Origin of the sequence: Vibrio sp. 1CM7H (assembly GCF_023161645.1) — a bacterium.
Lineage (GTDB): Bacteria > Pseudomonadota > Gammaproteobacteria > Enterobacterales > Vibrionaceae > Vibrio > Vibrio diabolicus.
In genome coordinates this window covers 72,418-91,415 of the sequence record NZ_JALNTV010000005.1, presented here as the reverse complement: position 1 = coordinate 91,415, position 18,998 = coordinate 72,418, and the positions used below count along the sequence as shown (strand labels likewise).

At 44.3% G+C, this 18,998-nt stretch carries 14 protein-coding genes; 8 read left to right on the top strand and 6 right to left on the bottom strand.

Annotated features, from left to right (window positions below; translation table 11 throughout):
* Positions 1-215 precede the first annotated feature (215 nt).
* Positions 216-1,886 carry a glutamine--tRNA ligase gene (gene glnS, locus MSG33_RS17860; protein ID WP_005393044.1) on the bottom strand — a complete coding sequence of 557 codons (1,671 nt, stop codon included), beginning with the start codon at positions 1,884-1,886 and terminating at the stop codon, positions 216-218.
* A gap of 236 nt (positions 1,887-2,122) precedes the next feature.
* A complete protein-coding gene (nagE, locus tag MSG33_RS17855; RefSeq protein ID WP_006742711.1) occupies positions 2,123-3,694 on the bottom strand; it encodes an N-acetylglucosamine-specific PTS transporter subunit IIBC in 1,572 nt (523 codons plus the stop codon).
* A gap of 489 nt (positions 3,695-4,183) precedes the next feature.
* Between nagE and nagA the strand changes: the two genes are divergently transcribed.
* The 4 genes from nagA (at position 4,184) to asnB (ending at position 10,103) form a co-directional block, all read left to right on the top strand.
* Positions 4,184-5,320, top strand: a complete 1,137-nt coding sequence (nagA, locus tag MSG33_RS17850) for an N-acetylglucosamine-6-phosphate deacetylase (RefSeq protein WP_047009534.1) — start codon at positions 4,184-4,186, stop codon at positions 5,318-5,320.
* 2 nt (positions 5,321-5,322) lie between these two features.
* The gene (locus MSG33_RS17845; RefSeq protein ID WP_005393050.1) at positions 5,323-6,537 is read left to right on the top strand and encodes an ROK family protein; all 1,215 of its coding nucleotides are present in this window, start codon (positions 5,323-5,325) and stop codon (positions 6,535-6,537) included.
* Between the two features lie 81 nt (positions 6,538-6,618).
* Positions 6,619-8,208, top strand: a complete 1,590-nt coding sequence (locus MSG33_RS17840) for a cation:proton antiporter family protein (RefSeq protein ID WP_006742714.1) — start codon at positions 6,619-6,621, stop codon at positions 8,206-8,208.
* A 230-nt stretch (positions 8,209-8,438) separates the two neighbouring features.
* On the top strand, positions 8,439-10,103 hold the full coding sequence (gene asnB / locus MSG33_RS17835) for an asparagine synthase B (protein WP_005393054.1): 1,665 nt from the start codon (positions 8,439-8,441) through the stop codon (positions 10,101-10,103).
* 148 nt (positions 10,104-10,251) lie between these two features.
* Here asnB and rfaH read toward each other — a convergent pair whose 3' ends face one another.
* Positions 10,252-10,752 carry a transcription/translation regulatory transformer protein RfaH gene (rfaH, locus tag MSG33_RS17830; protein ID WP_005393056.1) on the bottom strand — a complete coding sequence of 167 codons (501 nt, stop codon included), beginning with the start codon at positions 10,750-10,752 and terminating at the stop codon, positions 10,252-10,254.
* A 334-nt stretch (positions 10,753-11,086) separates the two neighbouring features.
* On the opposite strand from rfaH, the gene MSG33_RS17825 reads away from it, so the two are divergent.
* Positions 11,087-12,475, top strand: a complete 1,389-nt coding sequence (locus tag MSG33_RS17825; protein ID WP_005393058.1) for a peptide MFS transporter — start codon at positions 11,087-11,089, stop codon at positions 12,473-12,475.
* A gap of 42 nt (positions 12,476-12,517) precedes the next feature.
* On the opposite strand, the gene hemH is transcribed toward MSG33_RS17825, so the two are convergent.
* The 3 genes from hemH to htpG form a co-directional block, all read right to left on the bottom strand.
* Positions 12,518-13,480 (bottom strand): ferrochelatase, encoded by a 963-nt coding sequence (hemH, locus tag MSG33_RS17820; RefSeq protein WP_074191010.1) that lies wholly within the window; start codon positions 13,478-13,480, stop codon positions 12,518-12,520.
* 169 nt (positions 13,481-13,649) lie between these two features.
* Positions 13,650-14,294 carry an adenylate kinase gene (gene adk, locus MSG33_RS17815; RefSeq protein WP_005393061.1) on the bottom strand — a complete coding sequence of 215 codons (645 nt, stop codon included), beginning with the start codon at positions 14,292-14,294 and terminating at the stop codon, positions 13,650-13,652.
* A 321-nt stretch (positions 14,295-14,615) separates the two neighbouring features.
* The gene (gene htpG, locus MSG33_RS17810) at positions 14,616-16,520 is read right to left on the bottom strand and encodes a molecular chaperone HtpG (RefSeq protein WP_248381606.1); all 1,905 of its coding nucleotides are present in this window, start codon (positions 16,518-16,520) and stop codon (positions 14,616-14,618) included.
* Positions 16,521-16,791: 271 nt separating this feature from the next.
* Here htpG and MSG33_RS17805 point away from each other — a divergent pair, with 271 nt between their 5' ends.
* From MSG33_RS17805 to MSG33_RS17795, 3 genes are read left to right on the top strand one after another with little or no spacing between them, the layout of a single operon-like run.
* Positions 16,792-17,670 (top strand): transcriptional regulator, encoded by an 879-nt coding sequence (locus MSG33_RS17805; RefSeq protein WP_005393065.1) that lies wholly within the window; start codon positions 16,792-16,794, stop codon positions 17,668-17,670.
* A 10-nt stretch (positions 17,671-17,680) separates the two neighbouring features.
* Entirely contained in the window at positions 17,681-18,196 is a 516-nt protein-coding gene (gene toxS / locus MSG33_RS17800; RefSeq protein ID WP_005393067.1) for a transmembrane regulator ToxS, read from the top strand.
* A 46-nt stretch (positions 18,197-18,242) separates the two neighbouring features.
* Positions 18,243-18,998, top strand: a complete 756-nt coding sequence (locus MSG33_RS17795) for a sulfite exporter TauE/SafE family protein (protein ID WP_012842051.1) — start codon at positions 18,243-18,245, stop codon at positions 18,996-18,998.

Below are 18,998 nucleotides of genomic sequence, written 5' to 3'. Positions count from 1 at the left end.
TGAATTGCCGTACCAACTTTTGTAAAGCGTCGATTAGACTTACCAATTCAAACCTTAATAAACATCATTGTTTTGCTTCCAAACCGAACATTTATCAAACGTCCCTCGTTCTTAAGCAACTCCCTACAGTACCTATAACCGCCGCATTACGATAATGAGAATAAAAAAATGCCAGCATTTGCTGGCATTTTTATCGGTTTTTGCATTAATCGAGATTATTGGTTCTCAATTTTTGCCCAAGTATCACGTAGACCAACCGTGCGGTTGAATACTAGTTTATCTGCTGAAGAATCTTTCGAGTCTGCGCAGAAGTAACCCATACGCTCAAACTGGTAGCCTTTTTCTGCTTCTGCTGACGCTAAGCTAGGCTCTACAAAACCATTGATCACAACTAATGATTCAGGGTTGATTGTAGAAGCAAAGTCTTCTGCTGCACCCGGGTTTGGAACCGTAAATAGACGATCGTACAGACGGATTTCCGCTGGTAATGCTTTATCAGCTGATACCCAATGAATCACACCTTTTACTTTACGGCCATCAGCCGGGTTCTTACCTAGTGTGTCTGCATCGTAAGAACAGAAGATAGTCGTGATGTTGCCTTCGGCATCTTTTTCAACGCGCTCTGCTTTGATCACGTAAGCACCACGTAAGCGAACTTCTTTACCTAGCACTAAACGCTTGTACTTTTTGTTCGCCTCTTCACGGAAGTCTTCACGCTCAATCCACAACTCACGAGTGAATGGTACTTCACGCACACCCATCTCTGGTTTGTTTGGGTGATTAGCAACCGTCAAGTTTTCTACTGCACCTTCTTCAAAGTTTTCGATAACAACTTTAACAGGATCCAGCACAGCCATTGCACGCGGAGCGTTCTCGTTTAGGTCATCACGAATACAAGATTCTAATGAGCTAAACTCGATCATATTTTCTTGCTTCGTTACACCAATACGCTTACAGAATTCACGGATAGATGCTGGCGTGAAGCCACGACGACGCAGACCAGAGACTGTTGGCATACGTGGGTCATCCCAACCGTTAACCAGTTTTTCAGTGACGAGTTGATTAAGCTTACGCTTAGACATCACTGTGTACTCAAGGTTTAAGCGACTGAACTCGTATTGATGCGGACGGCTTTCGATCGTGATGTTGTCCAGAACCCAGTCGTACAGACGACGGTTATCCATAAACTCAAGCGTACAGATAGAGTGTGTAATGCCTTCTAATGCATCAGAGATACAGTGCGTGAAGTCGTACATTGGGTAAATGCACCACTTATCACCAGTTTGGTGGTGCGTAGCAAAACGCACACGGTATAAAACTGGATCGCGCATAACCATGAATGAAGAACCCATGTCAATCTTGGCACGAAGACACGCTTTACCTTCTTCAAATTCACCAGCGCGCATTTTTTCAAATAACGCTAAGTTCTCTTCAACAGAACGGTCACGGTATGGGCTTGGTTTACCTGGCGCCTTTAGCGTGCCACGGTATTCACGAATCTGCTCTGGACTTAGCTCATCTACGTACGCTAAGCCTTTGTTAATCAATTCAATTGCATATTCGTAAAGCTTATCGAAGTAGTTTGATGAGTAACATACTTCACCACTCCACTCAAAGCCCAACCAGTTTACATCTTTCTTGATAGACTCAACGTATTCGATGTCTTCTTTTTCAGGGTTCGTATCGTCGAAACGTAGATTACATTGACCCTGGTAGTCCTGAGCAATACCGAAGTTCAAACAGATAGACTTAGCATGACCGATATGCAGGTAGCCATTTGGCTCCGGCGGGAATCGAGTATGCACGCTAGTGTGTTTACCATCCGCTAGATCTTTATCAATGATCTGGCGAATAAAGTTTGATGGACGAGCATCAGCTTCACTCATCTATAGCACCTCAAAAATATTAGTATTGTCAGAGAAAACGGAACTCTGCATCCAAGTATGGTTTTGCAGAGTACATTGTTTCTAATGATCCACAATTCTAAGCAATTAGACAACAAGAACTCGCGCTAAAACGACAATATTTATCGAGTTAGTGCGAAAGCACAGCAGATTCAAAGTGCCAAAACAAAAAAAGACCTCCCGAGGGAGGTCTTTAGTCAGATATCAGTTCGATGTAATTAAGGCAATTTTACATTCGATAGGTCTTCATTAGCACCGATTGCTTTCATTTCGCCAGCAACGATTTCAGCTAGAGGGCCAAGGATAACTTGAAGGTTGTTTTCACCAAGTTTAACCACACCTTTCGCACCCAATTTCTTCAGTACTTCCTCATCAGCGACTGAACGATCTTTTAGCGTCAAGCGTAGTCGAGTGATACATGCGTCGATTGAAGTTAGGTTGTCATGACCGCCAAGTGCTTTTAAGTATTGGCGAGCTAGGTCACCACTTTTCTTCTCACCAGCAGGCGCTGCTGCTTCGCTGTCGTCATCTTCACGACCAGGCGATTTCAAGTTGAATGCGCGGATTGCGAAGCTGAATGTGAAGAAGTATAGAGCACCAAAGCCAAGACCAACTGCACCAAGTAGTAGCGGCTTAGTTGCTAGACCGTAGTTCAACAAGTAGTCAATTAGACCAGCTGAGAATGTGAAGCCGTGTAGCGTACCAAGCATGTTAGCAACAACTAGCGACAGACCAGTGAACACTGCGTGAATCGCGTATAGTGCAGGCGCTAGGAATACGAACATGAACTCTAGAGGCTCTGTGATACCAGTTAGGAATGAACAGAATGCAACAGAGAACAATGCACCACCAACTTGGCTGCGTTTCTCAGCAGGAGCCGCTAGGTACATTGCAAGCGCCGCACCAGGTAGGCCAAACATCATTACTGGGAAGAAACCGTTCATGAACACACCAGCGCTCTTATCGCCGCCGAAGAAACGGTGTAGGTCACCAGATTTAACTGTTTCAGTTACTTCCTTCACTGTTGCAGTGATTTCAGGAGTGACAGAATTAGCGAATTCAAATGTATGAGTTTGACCTGCAACAAGCGTTTTCGCTAGCGCAGGATCCACACACAGTTGTTGTAGAGCAGGAAGCGCTTGACCCGCAGCATTTGCACCAGTTACTAGCACTTCTTGACAAGACCCCATACCAAACCAGAAGAATGAGTTAAGTACGTGGTGTAGACCTACAGGAATAAGGGCTCGGTTCAGTGTACCGTAGATAAACTGACCAATAGCGCCAGAAGTTGAGATGCCATGAGCAAGCGCATCTAGACCACCTTGAATTGTTGGCCATACAATGCCACCAACTGCACCAGCAACTAAAGCGAATAGACCTGCCATAATCGGCACTAAACGTTTACCAGAGAAGAAAGCAAGCCACTCAGGAAGACGTGTAGCATGGAAAGCGTTGTAAGAGTGGCCAGCAATAATACCTGCGATGATACCACCAAAGAACGACATGTTTACTGATGCATCAATTGTTGACGCTGTCGCTGTCAGTACAAAGTACGCAACTGCACCAGCAAGGCCAGCTGCACCTTGACCGTCTTTAGATAGACCGATCGCAATACCAAGGCCAAACAACAATGGAAGGTTAGAAAAGATTGAGTTACCTGCTTGTGCCATAAATGCGATGTCAAAAACATCCGGCTGGCCCAAGCGCAGTAACAAGCCTGCGATTGGCAAAGTCGCAATAGGAAGCATAAGAGCTTTACCTAACTTCTGCGCGTATCCGAGAATATTCACCTTAAGTTCCCCCTATAGGATTAGATGTTATGTTGAATGACTTATTTCAGTCGTCCAATTTAGTCATCCTCAGTTTATGACATTAATTTTGCTCCGCAAATTAAAAGCTCACCGTTTGTGATCATAATCACCACAATTTGCCCTTTCGGAAGGTTTTTGCTAGCGAGATCATAAAACTTATTTTATTATACGAAAAAATGGCGTTTTAAAGATAATATTCTCGCACTTTATGCAAGGAAGAATCAGTGTTATTTTGGTATCTAGGCGGGTAAATCACTGTAACTTTGCTCTGAAAAAGAATCATAAAAAACCATACAATTATTACTTTTCAGTTAGTTACTATGACAATAACATCGATAAAACGCGACTTGCTGTATGTGACTCGTTATCTAATTCAGTGATACAAACTAAGTACCCATATGACTAAAGCAGTCTCCACTTAGGTAACGATATAGAAATTGAATTCTCATCTATAAGGACTAGCTGACTATGTACGCGCTAAGTAACTGTAAAATTTATACCGGTAGTGATGTTCTTACCGATCATGCGGTCATCATCGAAAACGACCTTATTCAATCTATTGTGCCGGTTGCAGAGCTACCTCAGGGCATCGAAGTAAAAGACCTCGCAGGCGCAAACCTAAGTCCGGGCTTTATCGACCTGCAACTGAATGGCTGTGGCGGTGTAATGCTAAACGATGCAATCACACCGGAAACCATGCAAATCATGCACGAAGCAAACCTCAAGTCCGGCTGTACTAGCTTCTTACCAACGCTCATTACTTCATCAGACGAAGATATGCGAACTGCAATTTCTGCCGCTCGTGAATATCATAACCAATATCAAAACCAATCACTTGGCCTACACCTAGAAGGCCCTTATCTTAACGTCGCGAAAAAAGGTATCCACAACGTCGATTTTATTCGCCCGTCAGATGAAAGCATGATTGATCTTATCTGCGCAAACGCCGATATCATCGCTAAAGTAACGCTTGCACCAGAGCAAAACGATCCAGAGCATATTGCACGATTAAAAGCAGCCGGCATCGTAGTTTCTATTGGTCATACAAATGCGACCTACGCCGAAGCGCGTAAAGGCTTTGAAGCAGGTATTACTTTTGCCACACACCTATTTAATGCGATGACACCAATGGTTGGTCGTGAACCTGGAGTTGTTGGTGCAATTTACGATACGCCTGACGTTTATGCTGGCATTATTGCTGATGGTTTCCACGTAGACTACGCAAACATCCGAATTGCTCATAAAATCAAAGGTGAAAAGCTTGTTTTGGTGACGGATGCCACAGCTCCAGCAGGTGCTAACATTGATCACTTTATTTTTGTCGGTAAGAAAGTATATTACCGAGATGGTAAGTGTGTTGATGAAAACGGCACACTAGGCGGCTCAGCTTTGACAATGATAGAAGCAGTTCAGAATTCAGTTGAGCACGCGGGGATCGCTTTAGACGAAGCTCTACGAATGGCCACGTTATACCCAGCAACTGCAATTGGTGTTGAGGATCGCCTTGGCCGAGTTCGAAAAGGGATGGTTGCAAACCTAACCATTTTCGATCGTGACTTCAAAGTAAAAGCGACGGTTGTTAACGGACAATACGAGCAAAATTAAGCATGAATGGCGGACAGATTGGTAATGTAGATTTAGTAAAACAGCTTAACAGCGCTGCGGTATATAGGCTGATTGATCAGCAAGGTCCTATCTCCCGTATTCAAGTCGCAGATGTGAGCCAGCTCGCACCTGCTAGTGTTACCAAAATAACCCGCCAACTTTTAGAGCGCGGCCTTATTAAAGAGGTCGCCCAGCAAGCTTCAACTGGTGGTCGTCGTGCAATCTCTCTGACCACCGAAGTCAAACCCTTCCACTCTATTGCGGTTCGTTTAGGTCGAGATTACGTACAATTTTGTTTGTACGATTTAGGTGGCACTGCACTTGCGGAAGATCAACACGAACTGCATTACACCAACCAAGCTGACTTGATCGCTGGGCTTATCGATTTACTTAAAGAATTCGTAAACCGTTGCGAAGACAAAATTGATCAGCTCATTGCAATTGGTATTACGCTACCGGGCCTTGTAAACCCAACAACAGGCGTAGTTGAATATATGCCGAATACCGATATCGATAATCTGGCGCTGGGTGAAATTGTTGGAGAGAAGTTTAATACCGCATGCTTTGTTGGGAATGACGTACGTGGCATGGCGTTAGCGGAGCACTACTTTGGGGCAAGCCAAGACTGTCAGGACTCCATTTTAGTTAGCGTTCACCGCGGTACTGGCGCAGGTATTATCGTTAACGGCCAGGTTTTTCTTGGTTTTAACCGCAACGTCGGTGAAATTGGTCATATCCAAATCGATCCGCTTGGTGAACAGTGCCAATGTGGGAACTTTGGTTGCTTAGAAACCGTAGCAGCGAACCCAGCTATTATCCAACGAGTAAAACAACTGATTGCTCAAGGCTATGAGTCAAGCTTGACTGACCTTGAAAACATCACGATTGAAGCAGTGTGTCAGCATGCAATGGATGGTGACGAACTTGCAAAGCAGAGTTTAGTGCGAGTGGGTAACCAGTTAGGTAAAGCGATTGCAATTACCGTTAACTTGTTTAACCCTCAGAAAATTGTCATTGCGGGCGACATTACTGCTGCACAAGACATAGTCTTCCCTGCAATTCAACGCAATGTCGAAAATCAATCTCTCAAAACTTTCCATAACGACCTTCCTATCGTGGCTTCACACATTGATAAGCAGCCAACGATGGGCGCATTTGCGATGATTAAACGCGCAATGCTAAACGGAGTTTTGTTACAAAAGTTACTTGAAGACTAAGTTTATACAACTAATTGAGTTACAATCTCGGGCTGTGTTTTCACAGCCCGTTTTTGTATATCAGGAATACAGCTCAACAGTATGGAAATTATTCTAATTACAACAGCTTTTTTAGCTGGCTTTATTGCGCTTAAATGTAGCCTCCCTCCCCTCGTTGGTTTTCTACTGGCAGGATTTGGTTTGCATGCATTTGGCTATCAAAGCAATGACGTTATCGTCACTCTTGCAGATCTTGGTGTCACTCTTCTTCTATTCACGATCGGACTCAAGCTTGATGTCAAAACGCTACTGTCCAAAGAAATATGGGGAGGAGCGACCGCCCACAACATACTGTCTACCGCTTTTTTTGCACTAGCGCTATCAGGTTTAAAACTACTGGGCTTAACTTCGCTCGCCAGTATGGATAGCGGTCAAATCCTACTTTTAGCTTTTGCACTATCGTTCTCCAGTACCGTTTTTGCCGTAAAAGCATTGCAAGAAAAAGGGGAAATGAACGCGACCTACGGCACACTCGCGATCGGTATCTTGGTTATGCAAGATATTTTTGCCGTGGTATTCCTGACTGCTTCAACCGGCAAAGTCCCAGAATGGTATGCCATTGGTTTGTTCGCATTGCCTTTCCTTCGTCCACTATTCTATAAACTGTTAGATAAAGTTGGCCACGGCGAAATGCTGGTGCTGTTCGGTATTTTCTTCGCGCTTGTTGTTGGGGCAGGGCTATTCGAACTGGTCGGAATGAAACCAGATTTGGGCGCGCTGATTTTAGGCATGCTACTCGCTGGCCACCCTAAAGCTTCAGAGCTATCCAAATCGCTATTCAATATGAAGGAGCTGTTCTTAGTCTGCTTCTTTTTAAACATTGGCTTGTCCGCTTCATTGAGCGTCAATGGCGTCGTACTCGCCCTACTATTTATCTTACTGCTGCCAATAAAAGGGCTCTTGTACTTCGTCACGATTAATCACTTTAAGTTTCGAGTACGTACCTCTTTGCTCGCCTCTTTATCGCTGTTCAACTACAGTGAGTTTGGCCTTATAGTCGCAGGGTTGGCTTACAAAATGGGCTGGATGCCAAGCGATATGCTCGCTGCGATTGCGGTTGCGGTGTCTGTGTCCTTTATTATTTCTGCGCCACTTAACCGCCTTAGCCACAAAATTTATCAACACTCCGGCAAGTGGCTGCAAGAGACAGCCGCAGAAAAGCTTAACCAGCGTGACCAACTCATTAACCCTGGGCATGCCCAGGTATTGATCTTAGGCATGGGCCGCATCGGGACAGGGGCCTATGATGAATTACGTGCGCGCTATGGCAAAATTTCACTAGGCATAGAAATTCGTGAAGATGCAGCACATCAGCACCGTTCAGAGGGAAGAAACGTGATCGCTGGCGATGCCACAGACCCAGATTTTTGGGAACGAATTTTAGATACAGGTCATGTCAAACTGGTGCTGCTTGCCATGCCTCATCATCAAGGTAACCAAACCGCACTTGAGCAGCTTAAACGCAGAAAATATAAAGGGCAAATAGCTGCTATCGCCGAGTACCCAGATCAGTTGGAAGGTTTGCTGGAAAGCGGAGTTGACGCCGCATTCAATATATACAGTGAAGCAGGTAGCGGTTTTGCTCGACATGTGTGTAAACAACTTGAACCTCAGTTCACACCAATAAAATAAGCAACCATACTAATATTTTTTAAAAGCCTTTCTATCAATAGAAAGGCTTTTTTGTATGGTTTTTATACCAAACCTTGATTCCATTCACCAAACAAGCCATTAAATTAAATAATATTTACACAACAAGGCTTTTTATCATTTTTATAATCACAAAACGTTGCTTTTTTTACTAGTAATGGCAAATTGAAGCCATACCGATTAGAAATTATTTAGTTTAGTAAGGATGTAGTATGTGTTCAGTATTTGGCATTTTAGACATTAAAAGCGATGCAGCCGCATTGCGCCCTATCGCATTAGAAATGTCGAAAAAACTTCGTCATCGTGGCCCTGACTGGTCTGGGATTTACTCTTCAGAGCGCGCTATTTTAGCGCATGAGCGCTTGGCGATTGTTGGTCTAAATAGTGGTGCACAACCGCTATACAGCCCTGATAAAAAGCTCATCCTTGCAGTCAATGGTGAAATCTACAACCATAAAGAAATTCGTGCTCGTTACGAAGGAAAATACGAGTTTCAAACCGATTCAGACTGTGAGGTCATTCTTGCACTGTACCAAGATATGGGTGCAGATCTCCTTGAAGAACTAAACGGTATTTTCGCTTTTGTTCTGTACGATGAAGAAAAAGACGAATACTTAGTCGGTCGCGACCACATTGGCATTATCCCTCTTTATCAAGGTCATGATGAGCATGGCAACTACTATGTTGCATCAGAGATGAAGGCACTTGTTCCAGTATGTAAAACAGTGAGCGAGTTCCCTCCTGGTAGCTACTACAGCTCAAAAGATGCCGAGCCAACGCGTTACTATGTTCGTGACTGGAACGAATACGCTGCCGTTCAAGGTAACACCACCAGCAAAGAAGAACTGACTGAAGCACTAGAAGCAGCGGTTAAACGCCAACTAATGACGGATGTTCCATATGGTGTTTTACTATCAGGTGGTTTAGATTCATCCATCACCTCTGCTGTGGCTAAACGTTTTGCTGCAATGCGAATTGAAGACGATGAAAAGTCAGAAGCTTGGTGGCCACAACTGCACTCTTTTGCTGTGGGTCTAGAAGGCGCGCCTGACCTGAAAGCCGCTCGCGAAGTTGCCGACCAAATCGGTACCGTTCACCATGAAATGACTTATACAATTCAAGAAGGTCTCGACGCGATTCGCGACGTGATTTACCACATCGAAACGTACGATGTGACCACCATCCGCGCATCCACACCTATGTTCTTAATGGGTCGTAAGATCAAAGCGATGGGCATTAAGATGGTACTTTCTGGTGAAGGTGCAGATGAGATCTTTGGTGGTTACCTATATTTCCACAAAGCACCAAACGCGAAAGAGTTCCACGAAGAAACAGTACGTAAGCTGCTTGCTCTGAACATGTTTGACTGCGCGCGCGCAAACAAATCGCTAGCGGCATGGGGGGTTGAAGGCCGAGTACCGTTCCTTGATAAAGAGTTTATTGATGTTGCAATGCGCCTAAACCCAGCAGATAAGATGTGTGGCAACGGCAAAATGGAAAAACACATTCTACGCGAGTGTTTTGAGCATTACTTGCCAGAGTCGATCGCATGGCGTCAAAAAGAGCAGTTCTCTGATGGCGTAGGTTACAGCTGGATTGATACGTTGAAAGAAGTCGCAGAGCAAAAAGTGACGGATCAGCAGATGGAAACGGCTCAATACCGCTTCCCATACAACACGCCAACCACCAAAGAAGGTTACGTGTACCGAGAAATCTTTGAAGAGCTATTCCCACTACCTTCAGCGGCTGAGTGTGTGCCAGGTGGTCCTTCAGTAGCTTGTTCATCAGCGAAAGCGATTGAATGGGATGAGTCATTCCAAAACTGTGTAGACCCGTCAGGTCGTGCGGTGCAAACCGTCCATAACGACGCTTACTAAGCGACTAAGTAGGGTGTCATGCCCTACTCCTAATCGGTAACCATCGTTGTTTTGCTAAGCTCGCTAAACAGCGTCCCACTGCTGGTGATTACCAGCAAGATTAAAAAAGAGGTGCCAAAGCACCTCTTTTTTTGTTTGTACACATTAGCTATTTCAAGTCTAAATCGCTGTTATCAATACTGACAGGCACTCGTTTAGTGATCATCTGCACTAACATGATTGAGCGTTTCTCACCATCTTGCTCTTGGAAGATAGCATCTATACCTGCAAACTGACCGCTCTTAACTCGGATTTGATCACCTGGTTTTGGCATACACTCAGAAGCGGTATTTTCATTACAGCATTTTTCTAGCTGCATCAATTCAAAGACTAAGTCACCTTGGACTTCTTTTGGTTGAGCACCAAAACGCACAAAATCAACAACCCCTCGAGTGGAGCGGACTGAGGTGAAGTTAGGTCCCTGTTCATAATCAAAGTACGCAAACACATAACAAGGAAACAGCGGCTCTTCGACTTTTTGTCTTTTCCCGCGCAAAATCTTCTCAACTTCTACAGTTGGATAAAAGCACTCTACACCTTGGTTTTCAAGGTGCTGTTTCGCCCTAACCTGCTCCCCACGTTTACAATAAAGTAGATACCAACGTTTCATCTTTTTTACTAGCCAATTCTATTTTGTTTTTATCCTAGCATTAAGCCAAAGTTGAGTCATTGACATTCAGTTTATCTATAAAAGTATGATTATACATCGCTCGCATTAACGGTATCTTTTCAAGAACTTACGAGAAGAAGTCCATAGACAAAAATGGAAATTAAGTTTGTAACACAGCCAACACACCATCATATCATCTGCAAATTCACCCAAAAACAGTCACTTAACAAACAACTTTAGTCGTAATGCAAAATTTTATTGTTTGTCACTCATTAAATTGCAATGTATACGTAGAAGTCGTTAAAAAATGTAATAACTATTATTAGAAGAGCTTATGTCAAACCAACATCAATATTTCGGCCATCCTCGTGGCTTGTTCTTATTGTTCGGTACTGAACTGTGGGAACGCTTTTCTTACTACGCAATGCGCGCCATTCTAGTACTTTACCTTACAGATACAACGATGAATGGCGGCCTTGGCTGGTCAACCAAAGACGCACTAGACCTATACGGTATTTATACTGGTCTTGTGTATATCACTCCTCTTATCGGTGGTTACTTAGCGGATAACTATCTAGGTCAACGCCGTTCAATTTTGCTTGGTGGCGCGTTAATGGCTATCGGCCAGTTTACACTCGCACTTCCTGCTGACGCTCTGGGTATTGGTTCGCTACACAGTTTCTATTTAGGTCTTGGTCTGCTTATCACTGGTAACGGCCTCTTTAAGCCGAATATCTCAACCATGGTTGGCGATTTATATAAAGAGGGTGACAACCGTCGTGACGGTGCATTCACCATCTTCTACATGGGGATCAACTTAGGTGCGTTACTTGCCGGCGTCGTTTCTGGCTCTGTGACAACCTCTTACGGTTGGAAAGCCGGTTTTGTGGCCGCAGGTGTAGGTATGATTATTAGCTTAGTGATGCAAATGGTGCTAGCTCAGTCTTGGCTTGGTGACATCGGTCGCGAGCCCGCAGCAAAAAGAGATCTAAGCAACAAAAACTCCACCACGAAGCAACCCCTAACGAAAGAAGAAGTAAACCGACTAAAAGTAATTTTGGTCATGAGCTTATTCACTATCGTCTTCTGGGCTGGCTTTGAGCAGGCCGGTGGCCTAATGAACATCTACACTCAACAATATACTGATCGTATGATTGGTGGTTTTGAAGTACCTGCTGCGTGGTTCCAATCGCTAAACCCATTTTTCATTATTACCCTAGCACCGGTTCTAGCGGTCCTTTGGGTAAAACTGGGTAAACGCGAACCTACGTCACCAGTGAAATTTGCGATGGCACTATTTTTCTTGGCAATTGGCTTCCTATGTATGGTTGGCGCTGTGCTAGAACAAGGTGGAGACACAACGGTAAAAACATCAATGTTGTGGCTGGTGGGTGCTTTCTTCTTCCATACATTGGGCGAACTGTGCTTATCTCCAATTGGTCTTTCACTGGTGACCAAGTTAGCACCGCTTCGCTTAGCTTCACTCATGATGGGTGCATGGTTTGGCTGTAATGCGATTGCAAACTACGTTGCGGGCTATGTGGGATCTCACGTAGGAGAATTGGGCGCAATGGCTATCTTTAGTGGCATTGCCGTCAGCGCTACCGTGAGTGGTGTCATCCTACTTCTATTCTCGAATACGCTCGTTCGCTGGATGCATGGTGCAGAGAATACTCACAGTACAGCAGAACAAGTCGAAGAGCAGCAAGTACAAGTCGCTTAATCGCTCTACAAAAAGGGTCGCTTTTGCGACCCTTTTTTGTACCTAAAGCTTAGAGTGAACTAACTCAGCCATCATTTCTATATGAAGCTCACTATCGTTCAAACAAGGAATGTAGGTAAAGCTTTCACCACCTGCTTCAAGGAAAATCTCTTTACACTCTTCCGAGATCTCTTCCAACGTTTCTAAACAATCCGAAGAGAATGCTGGTGTCACTACATTGATATTTTTTACCCCTTTTGCAGGAAGTGCCTCTAGGGTTTTATCGGTATAGGGCTGTAACCACTCTTCTCGGCCAAATCGAGACTGATACGTCATACCTATCTGTTGCTCGTTTAACCCTAACGCTTCAGCGAGTAAGCGAGTCGTTTCTTCACAGTGCTGAGGGTAAACATCTCCATTATCAGCGTAACGTTTTGGAATACCGTGATAAGAACATAGCAAGTAGTCTCCCTTACCATACTCTTGCCAATGTTCACGAACTGAATGCGCTAACGCTTCAATGTATTTCGGGTGATTGTAGTAATCCCGAATAAAGCTAAAGCCCGGTATCACGGGCAGGTTTTTAAACGCTTTAGTGATTCCGTCAGAAACCGCTGCCGTTGTTGTGCCCGAGTATTGCGGATACAAAGGTAAAACGATGACTTCTTCTACCCCTTGAGCCAACAGCGCTTCAAAACCTGATTGCAAACTTGGATTTCCATAAGTCATGCCAAGTTCGACTGGCATATCAAGCTTTTGAGCCAACTTTTCTGTTTGACGCTTAGAGTACACCATCAGTGGCGAGCCCTCTTCCATCCAAACTGATTGGTAGAGTTTAGCAACCTTGGGAGCTCGGATTGGAAGGATAACGCCGTGCAATAGCGGACACCAAAGCCATCGAGTCATGTCTACCACTCGGTGATCATGAAGAAACTGACTTAAAAAGCGCTTTACGGCAGGAGCGGTTGGTGCGTCAGGAGTACCCAGGTTCACTAGGAGTACACCCTGTTTATTATTCTCTTTCATAACATCCTATTCATGGTAAACGGCTTGGTTCATATACTTAAATAGCCTCACGGCGCTGCATCGCTGACACTTGAAGTCATTTAGATATATGTTTACGAGTAAACTAAAAAAAGCGACCACTTGGGTCGCTTTCAATATATCAAAATATTAATTTTTTGACTTCAGCAAATTAAGAGAGTGCTTTCTCGATATCTGCACTAACTTCAGCTACTTGCTTAGTACCATCAAACTTAAGGTACTTAGTGTTGCCTGCTTCAGCTTCTTTACCGTAGTAGTTGATTAGTGGTGCAGTTTGCTCGTGGTAAACACCTAGACGTGCACGTACTGTTTCTTCTTTGTCGTCATCACGAACAACAAGATCTTCACCAGTTACGTCATCTTTACCTTCCACTTTAGGTGGGTTGTAAACAACGTGGTAAGTACGACCAGAAGGAAGGTGAGCACGACGACCTGCCATACGCTCAACAATCACATCATCTGCAACGTCAAATTCGATAACGTAGTCTACATCAACGCCCATTTCTTTTAGGCCGTCAGCTTGAGGAATAGTACGTGGGAAACCATCCAGTAGGAAACCGTTCGCACAGTCTTCTTGAGCGATACGCTCTTTGATAAGGCCAAGGATGATTTCATCAGAAACTAGCTGACCAGCGTCGATAACAGCTTTAGCTTGTTTACCAAGCTCTGTACCTGCTTTGATAGCAGCACGAAGCATATCACCAGTAGAGATTTGTGGAATACCGTATTTTTCCATGATGAAGTTTGCTTGTGTGCCTTTACCTGCACCTGGAGCACCTAGAAGAATGATGCGCATGATTTATCCTCTTTAATATTTAAGATTTATACCGAAGCTCACAATAGCTGGGCTTCTTAGACATCAAACCCGAGAAGCACTCGCAACGATAAGTTTCGGTATAACGTATATAGGCGAGCAAAAATACACGCCTTATTACTCACATTCAAGTCGCAGATTCTATCACAGGTTCGCCGCGCAAAGAGTGTATTAAGACTAAAGAATGTTAACGATACCCTCTTTCACGCCCTATTGATTATTAACTCAACACCTGAGATGCAAAATTTTGCGACAACAAACAAAAAGCTCGCGAAATGCGAGCTTTTTGATGTACTGAGGTTATTACACCTTAGTCAAAAGTTTATTAACAGCTCCTAAGAACTCCGTTGGGTCCTCAATTGAGCCTCGCTCTGCAAGCATTGCTTGACCAAGCAGGACTTCTACCCAACGACCAAATGCCTCTTCATCCGCTTCGTCAGCCATGCGCTTAACCAGCTCGTGCTCAGGGTTTAGCTCAAAGATGTACTTCACTTCTGGCACTGCCTGACCCGCCGCTGCAAGAAGCTTCGCCATTTGAGTGCCCATTTCGTAATCGTCCGTTACCACAACAGCAGGTGTAGAAGCGAGTTTAAAGGTCGTACGAACTTCTTTCACACGATCGCCTAGGTAAGACTTCGTGCGTTCTACAACCGACTTAAACTCTTCTTCAGTTTCTTTCTGCTTCTCTTTTTCTGCTTCATCTTCAAACTGACTTAGATCGAGCCCAGCTTTTGTGATTGACTGGAACTGCTTGCCGTCAAACTCAGTTAAGTAGTTCATCAGCCACTCATCAATGCGGTCGTACATCAAGATAACTTCAATGCCTTTCGCTTTGAACTGCTCTAAGTGAGGGCTGTTTTTCGCAGCTGCATAGCTGTCTGCCGTCAAGTAGTAGATCTTATCTTGACCTTCTTTCATGCGCTCAACGTAAGCAGCTAGACCCACGGTTTGCTCCGCAGAATCCACTTCAGTTGAAGAAAAGCGCAATAAGCCTGCAACTTTCTCTTTGTTTGCGAAGTCTTCTGCCGGACCCTCTTTCATCACAAGACCAAACTCTTTCCAGAATGATTGGTATTTCTCTTCATCATTCTTAGCCATGCGCTCCAACATCGTTAGCACACGCTTAGTACAAGCATTACGTAGAGACTGAGTCACTTTGTTGTCTTGTAAGATCTCACGCGATACGTTGAGTGGCAGATCATTGGAGTCTATTAAACCACGTACAAAACGTAGGTAAGACGGCATGAACTGCTCTGCATCGTCCATAATGAACACGCGTTGTACGTACAGTTTCAAGCCTGATTTGTGGTCGCGGTTCATCATATCCCATGGCGCTTTAGATGGGATGTAAAGCAAGCTCGTGTAATCGTTTTTACCTTCTACACGGTTATGGCTCCAAACCAATGGATCGGCAAAGTCATGTGATACGTGCTTGTAGAACTCTTGATACTCTTCATCTGAGATATCCGATTTATTACGCGTCCACAGTGCTTGAGCTTTGTTGATTTGCTCCCACTTCTTCTCATCCGTTTCTTTGCCTTCGTCATCGCGAACAACAGTTTGGATGGAAACTGGGATGCCAATGTGATCCGAGTACTTGCTGATCACATCACGTAGACGCCATTCATTTAGGAATTCTTTACCTTCTTCACGCATATGAAGAATGATGTCAGTACCACGCGATTCTTTAGTGATGTTTTCGATGGTGTACTCACCTTCACCGGCTGAGTGCCATTGTACTGCTTCATCAGCGGCTAGGCCCGCAGCACGAGTACGTACGGTGACGGCATCAGCAACGATAAACGCAGAGTAGAAGCCAACACCAAACTGACCGATAAGCTGAGAGTCTTTGCTCTGCTCTTCAGACAGCTTTGAGAAAAACTCCGCGGTCCCGGATTTTGCAATCGTACCTAAGTGCTCGATCACATCATCGCGGCTCATACCGATACCGTTATCAGAAATGGTTAAGGTATTTGCGCTTTCATCAAACGACAGTTTCACGCAAAGGTCTGCATTACCTTCATATAAGTCTGGGTTAGATAGCGCTTGGAAGCGCAGCTTGTCCGATGCATCTGATGCGTTAGAAATCAGCTCGCGCAAAAAGATCTCTTTATTTGAATAAAGAGAATGGATCATTAAATGCAGTAGTTGTTTTACTTCTGATTGAAAACCACGAGTTTCTTTGTTTTGAGATACGGTTTCGCTCATGTGTGCTCCATAACATCTAAACTAATTGGCTTTTTCATGGAGATAAGTTTGTGACTTTCCCCTTGAAATTACCTTACTGAGATGTCATTTAACATGTGGCTGACAAATGTAAATTCAAGGTCAATATTGCTAAAAACGGTGTTTTTTTAGAAAAATTTAATTATCCTACCAGCCTAAAAGCATCTAAAATGTCGTGCGCACTCCATGCGCTTCGGTAATTTTGTGACATAAATCACTATAATTACAACATCATCCATCTAAGAAGAACTAAATGACTAACATCGGCACCAAATTTCTACTTGCTCAAAGGTTCACCTTTGATCCAAATAGTAATTCGCTCGCTGACCAACAAAACGGCAACGACGTTGTACGATTAGGAAGCAACGAAAGCCGTATACTTCTGATGTTGGCAGAGAGACCAAACGAAGTTTTAACCCGTAACGAGCTTCACGAGTTTGTTTGGCGTGAGCAAGGTTTTGAGGTGGATGACTCAAGCCTGACTCAAGCGATCTCTACTCTGCGTAAGATGTTGAAGGACTCAACAAAATCTCCAGAGTTTGTTAAAACGGTTCCTAAACGCGGTTATCAACTCATTTGTTCAGTGGAACGCTTAAGCCCATTATCTGCTGACTCTAATACTGACGTTGAAGAAGCCACTTCTGAAAATGAAGCGCACGCTGCGGAAATAGAAACAAGTGACGCGCCGTCAACAGAAGCGGCGGCAGACACCACGACTGAAGTAGAGCCTCAAGTAGAACTACCTAAGGCACAGCCAAAACCAGCAGCTAACACTAATAACTGGCTGCCGCGTATGATCGTTCTTTTGTCTCTACTGCTTCCTATTTGTGTATTGCTATTCACCAATCCTGCAGAATCCCAATTCCGTCAGATTGGTGAGTATCAAAATGTACCTGTGATGACGCCAGTGAACCACCCGCAAATCAATAGTTGGTTGCCGTCCATTGAGCAGTGCATTGAACGCTACGTAAAATACCATGCAGAAGATTCAATGCCGGTAGAAGTGATTGCTACAGGTGGCCAGAACAATCAGCTGATTCTGAACTACATTCATGACAGTCAACATTCATATGAGAACGTGACATTGCGTATTTTCGCTGGTCAAAATGACCCAACCGATATCTGTAAATAAGGAGGCCAGAATGAAGATAAAATTAGCATCTGCGGTTTTGGCCGTATCCGTTCTTTTCAGTGGTTGGTTATATTGGGGTAGCGACCTAAAAGTGGAACAGGTCCTCACTGCCAATGAGTGGCAGTCAACCATGGTGACGGTCATTACAGACAGCTTGCCTGACGATCCTGTCGGCCCACTGCGTCGTGTTAATGTTGAATCAAATGTGAAATATCTCCCTAATGGGGACTATATTCGCGTAGCAAATATCAAACTATTCGCTCAAGGTTCAACGGCAGAATCCACGATTAATATCTCGGAAAAAGGGCGCTGGGAAGTCAGTGACAACTATTTGTTGGTTTCGCCTTCTGAGTTTAAAGATATTTCATCTTCTCAATCAAAAGACTTCTCCGAAGCACAGCTACGTTTGATCACTCAAATCTTTAAGCTTGATGCTGAGCAAAGTCGCCGTATTGATGTCGTGAACGAAAAAACGCTATTGCTCACTAGCTTGAACCACGGTTCTTCGGTGCTGTTTAAAAACTAACTTTGATTTGATGATAAGGGGGCAAGACGCCCCCTTTATTTTGCTTATGGATTGGCTAGATACCCTCACCCTCTTTTTCGGCTCACTTATCGCCAATACTCTGGCTTCGCTTTCTGGCGGCGGTGCAGGCTTACTTCAATTCCCTTTGCTCATCTTTCTCGGCTTGCCATTCTCGGTTGCGCTGGGGACACATAAAGTGGCTTCCGTCGCTTTAGGCTTAGGGGCAGCAAGCACACACTTAAAAGCAGGCACAATTAAATGGAAGGTCGCGCTCTACCTTATAGTCTCTGGCAGCATTGGCGTAGTCTTAGGGGCGAACTTAATTGTCCAAATACCTGATGGTATGGCGGAAAAAATGCTAGGGAGCATGATTCTCGCGCTCGGCATCTATTCACGATTTAAGAAATCGTTAGGCCAATCAGAAATAATACGTAACCGTCACCCAATCGGTTGGGTCATCGGCGGTGTCGGACTAATGCTCATCGGTATCATCAACGGGTCGCTGACCGCAGGTTCTGGTCTGCTCGTGACATTATTTTTAGTTCGCTGGTTTGGGTATAACTATAAACAAGCCGTTGCTTACACCATGATTTGTGTCGGCCTGTTTTGGAATGGCATTGGAGGCATTGCCGTCGTCCAAGCTGGCGCTCCGATACATTGGGCTTGGTTGCCTGTTTTATTGTTAAGCTCATTTCTAGGCGGCAGTTTAGGCGCATGGGCCGCGACTCGATACAGCAACCGAGTGATTAAAATTGCATTCGAAATTCTCACGTTTTCCGTGGGTATCAAGTTGCTAGTTTAA

Bases quoted from the DNA above. Each gene is read 5' to 3' on its own strand.
- glnS (WP_005393044.1), bottom strand. From the start codon at position 1,886: ATGAGTGAAGCTGATGCTCGTCCATCAAACTTTATTCGCCAGATCATT.
- nagA (WP_047009534.1), top strand. From the start codon at position 4,184: ATGTACGCGCTAAGTAACTGTAAAATTTATACCGGTAGTGATGTTCTT.
- MSG33_RS17845 (WP_005393050.1), top strand. From the start codon at position 5,323: ATGAATGGCGGACAGATTGGTAATGTAGATTTAGTAAAACAGCTTAAC.
- MSG33_RS17840 (WP_006742714.1), top strand. From the start codon at position 6,619: ATGGAAATTATTCTAATTACAACAGCTTTTTTAGCTGGCTTTATTGCG.
- asnB (WP_005393054.1), top strand. From the start codon at position 8,439: ATGTGTTCAGTATTTGGCATTTTAGACATTAAAAGCGATGCAGCCGCA.
- rfaH (WP_005393056.1), bottom strand. From the start codon at position 10,752: ATGAAACGTTGGTATCTACTTTATTGTAAACGTGGGGAGCAGGTTAGG.
- MSG33_RS17825 (WP_005393058.1), top strand. From the start codon at position 11,087: ATGTCAAACCAACATCAATATTTCGGCCATCCTCGTGGCTTGTTCTTA.
- hemH (WP_074191010.1), bottom strand. From the start codon at position 13,480: ATGAAAGAGAATAATAAACAGGGTGTACTCCTAGTGAACCTGGGTACT.
- adk (WP_005393061.1), bottom strand. From the start codon at position 14,294: ATGCGCATCATTCTTCTAGGTGCTCCAGGTGCAGGTAAAGGCACACAA.
- htpG (WP_248381606.1), bottom strand. From the start codon at position 16,520: ATGAGCGAAACCGTATCTCAAAACAAAGAAACTCGTGGTTTTCAATCA.
- MSG33_RS17805 (WP_005393065.1), top strand. From the start codon at position 16,792: ATGACTAACATCGGCACCAAATTTCTACTTGCTCAAAGGTTCACCTTT.
- toxS (WP_005393067.1), top strand. From the start codon at position 17,681: ATGAAGATAAAATTAGCATCTGCGGTTTTGGCCGTATCCGTTCTTTTC.
- MSG33_RS17795 (WP_012842051.1), top strand. From the start codon at position 18,243: ATGGATTGGCTAGATACCCTCACCCTCTTTTTCGGCTCACTTATCGCC.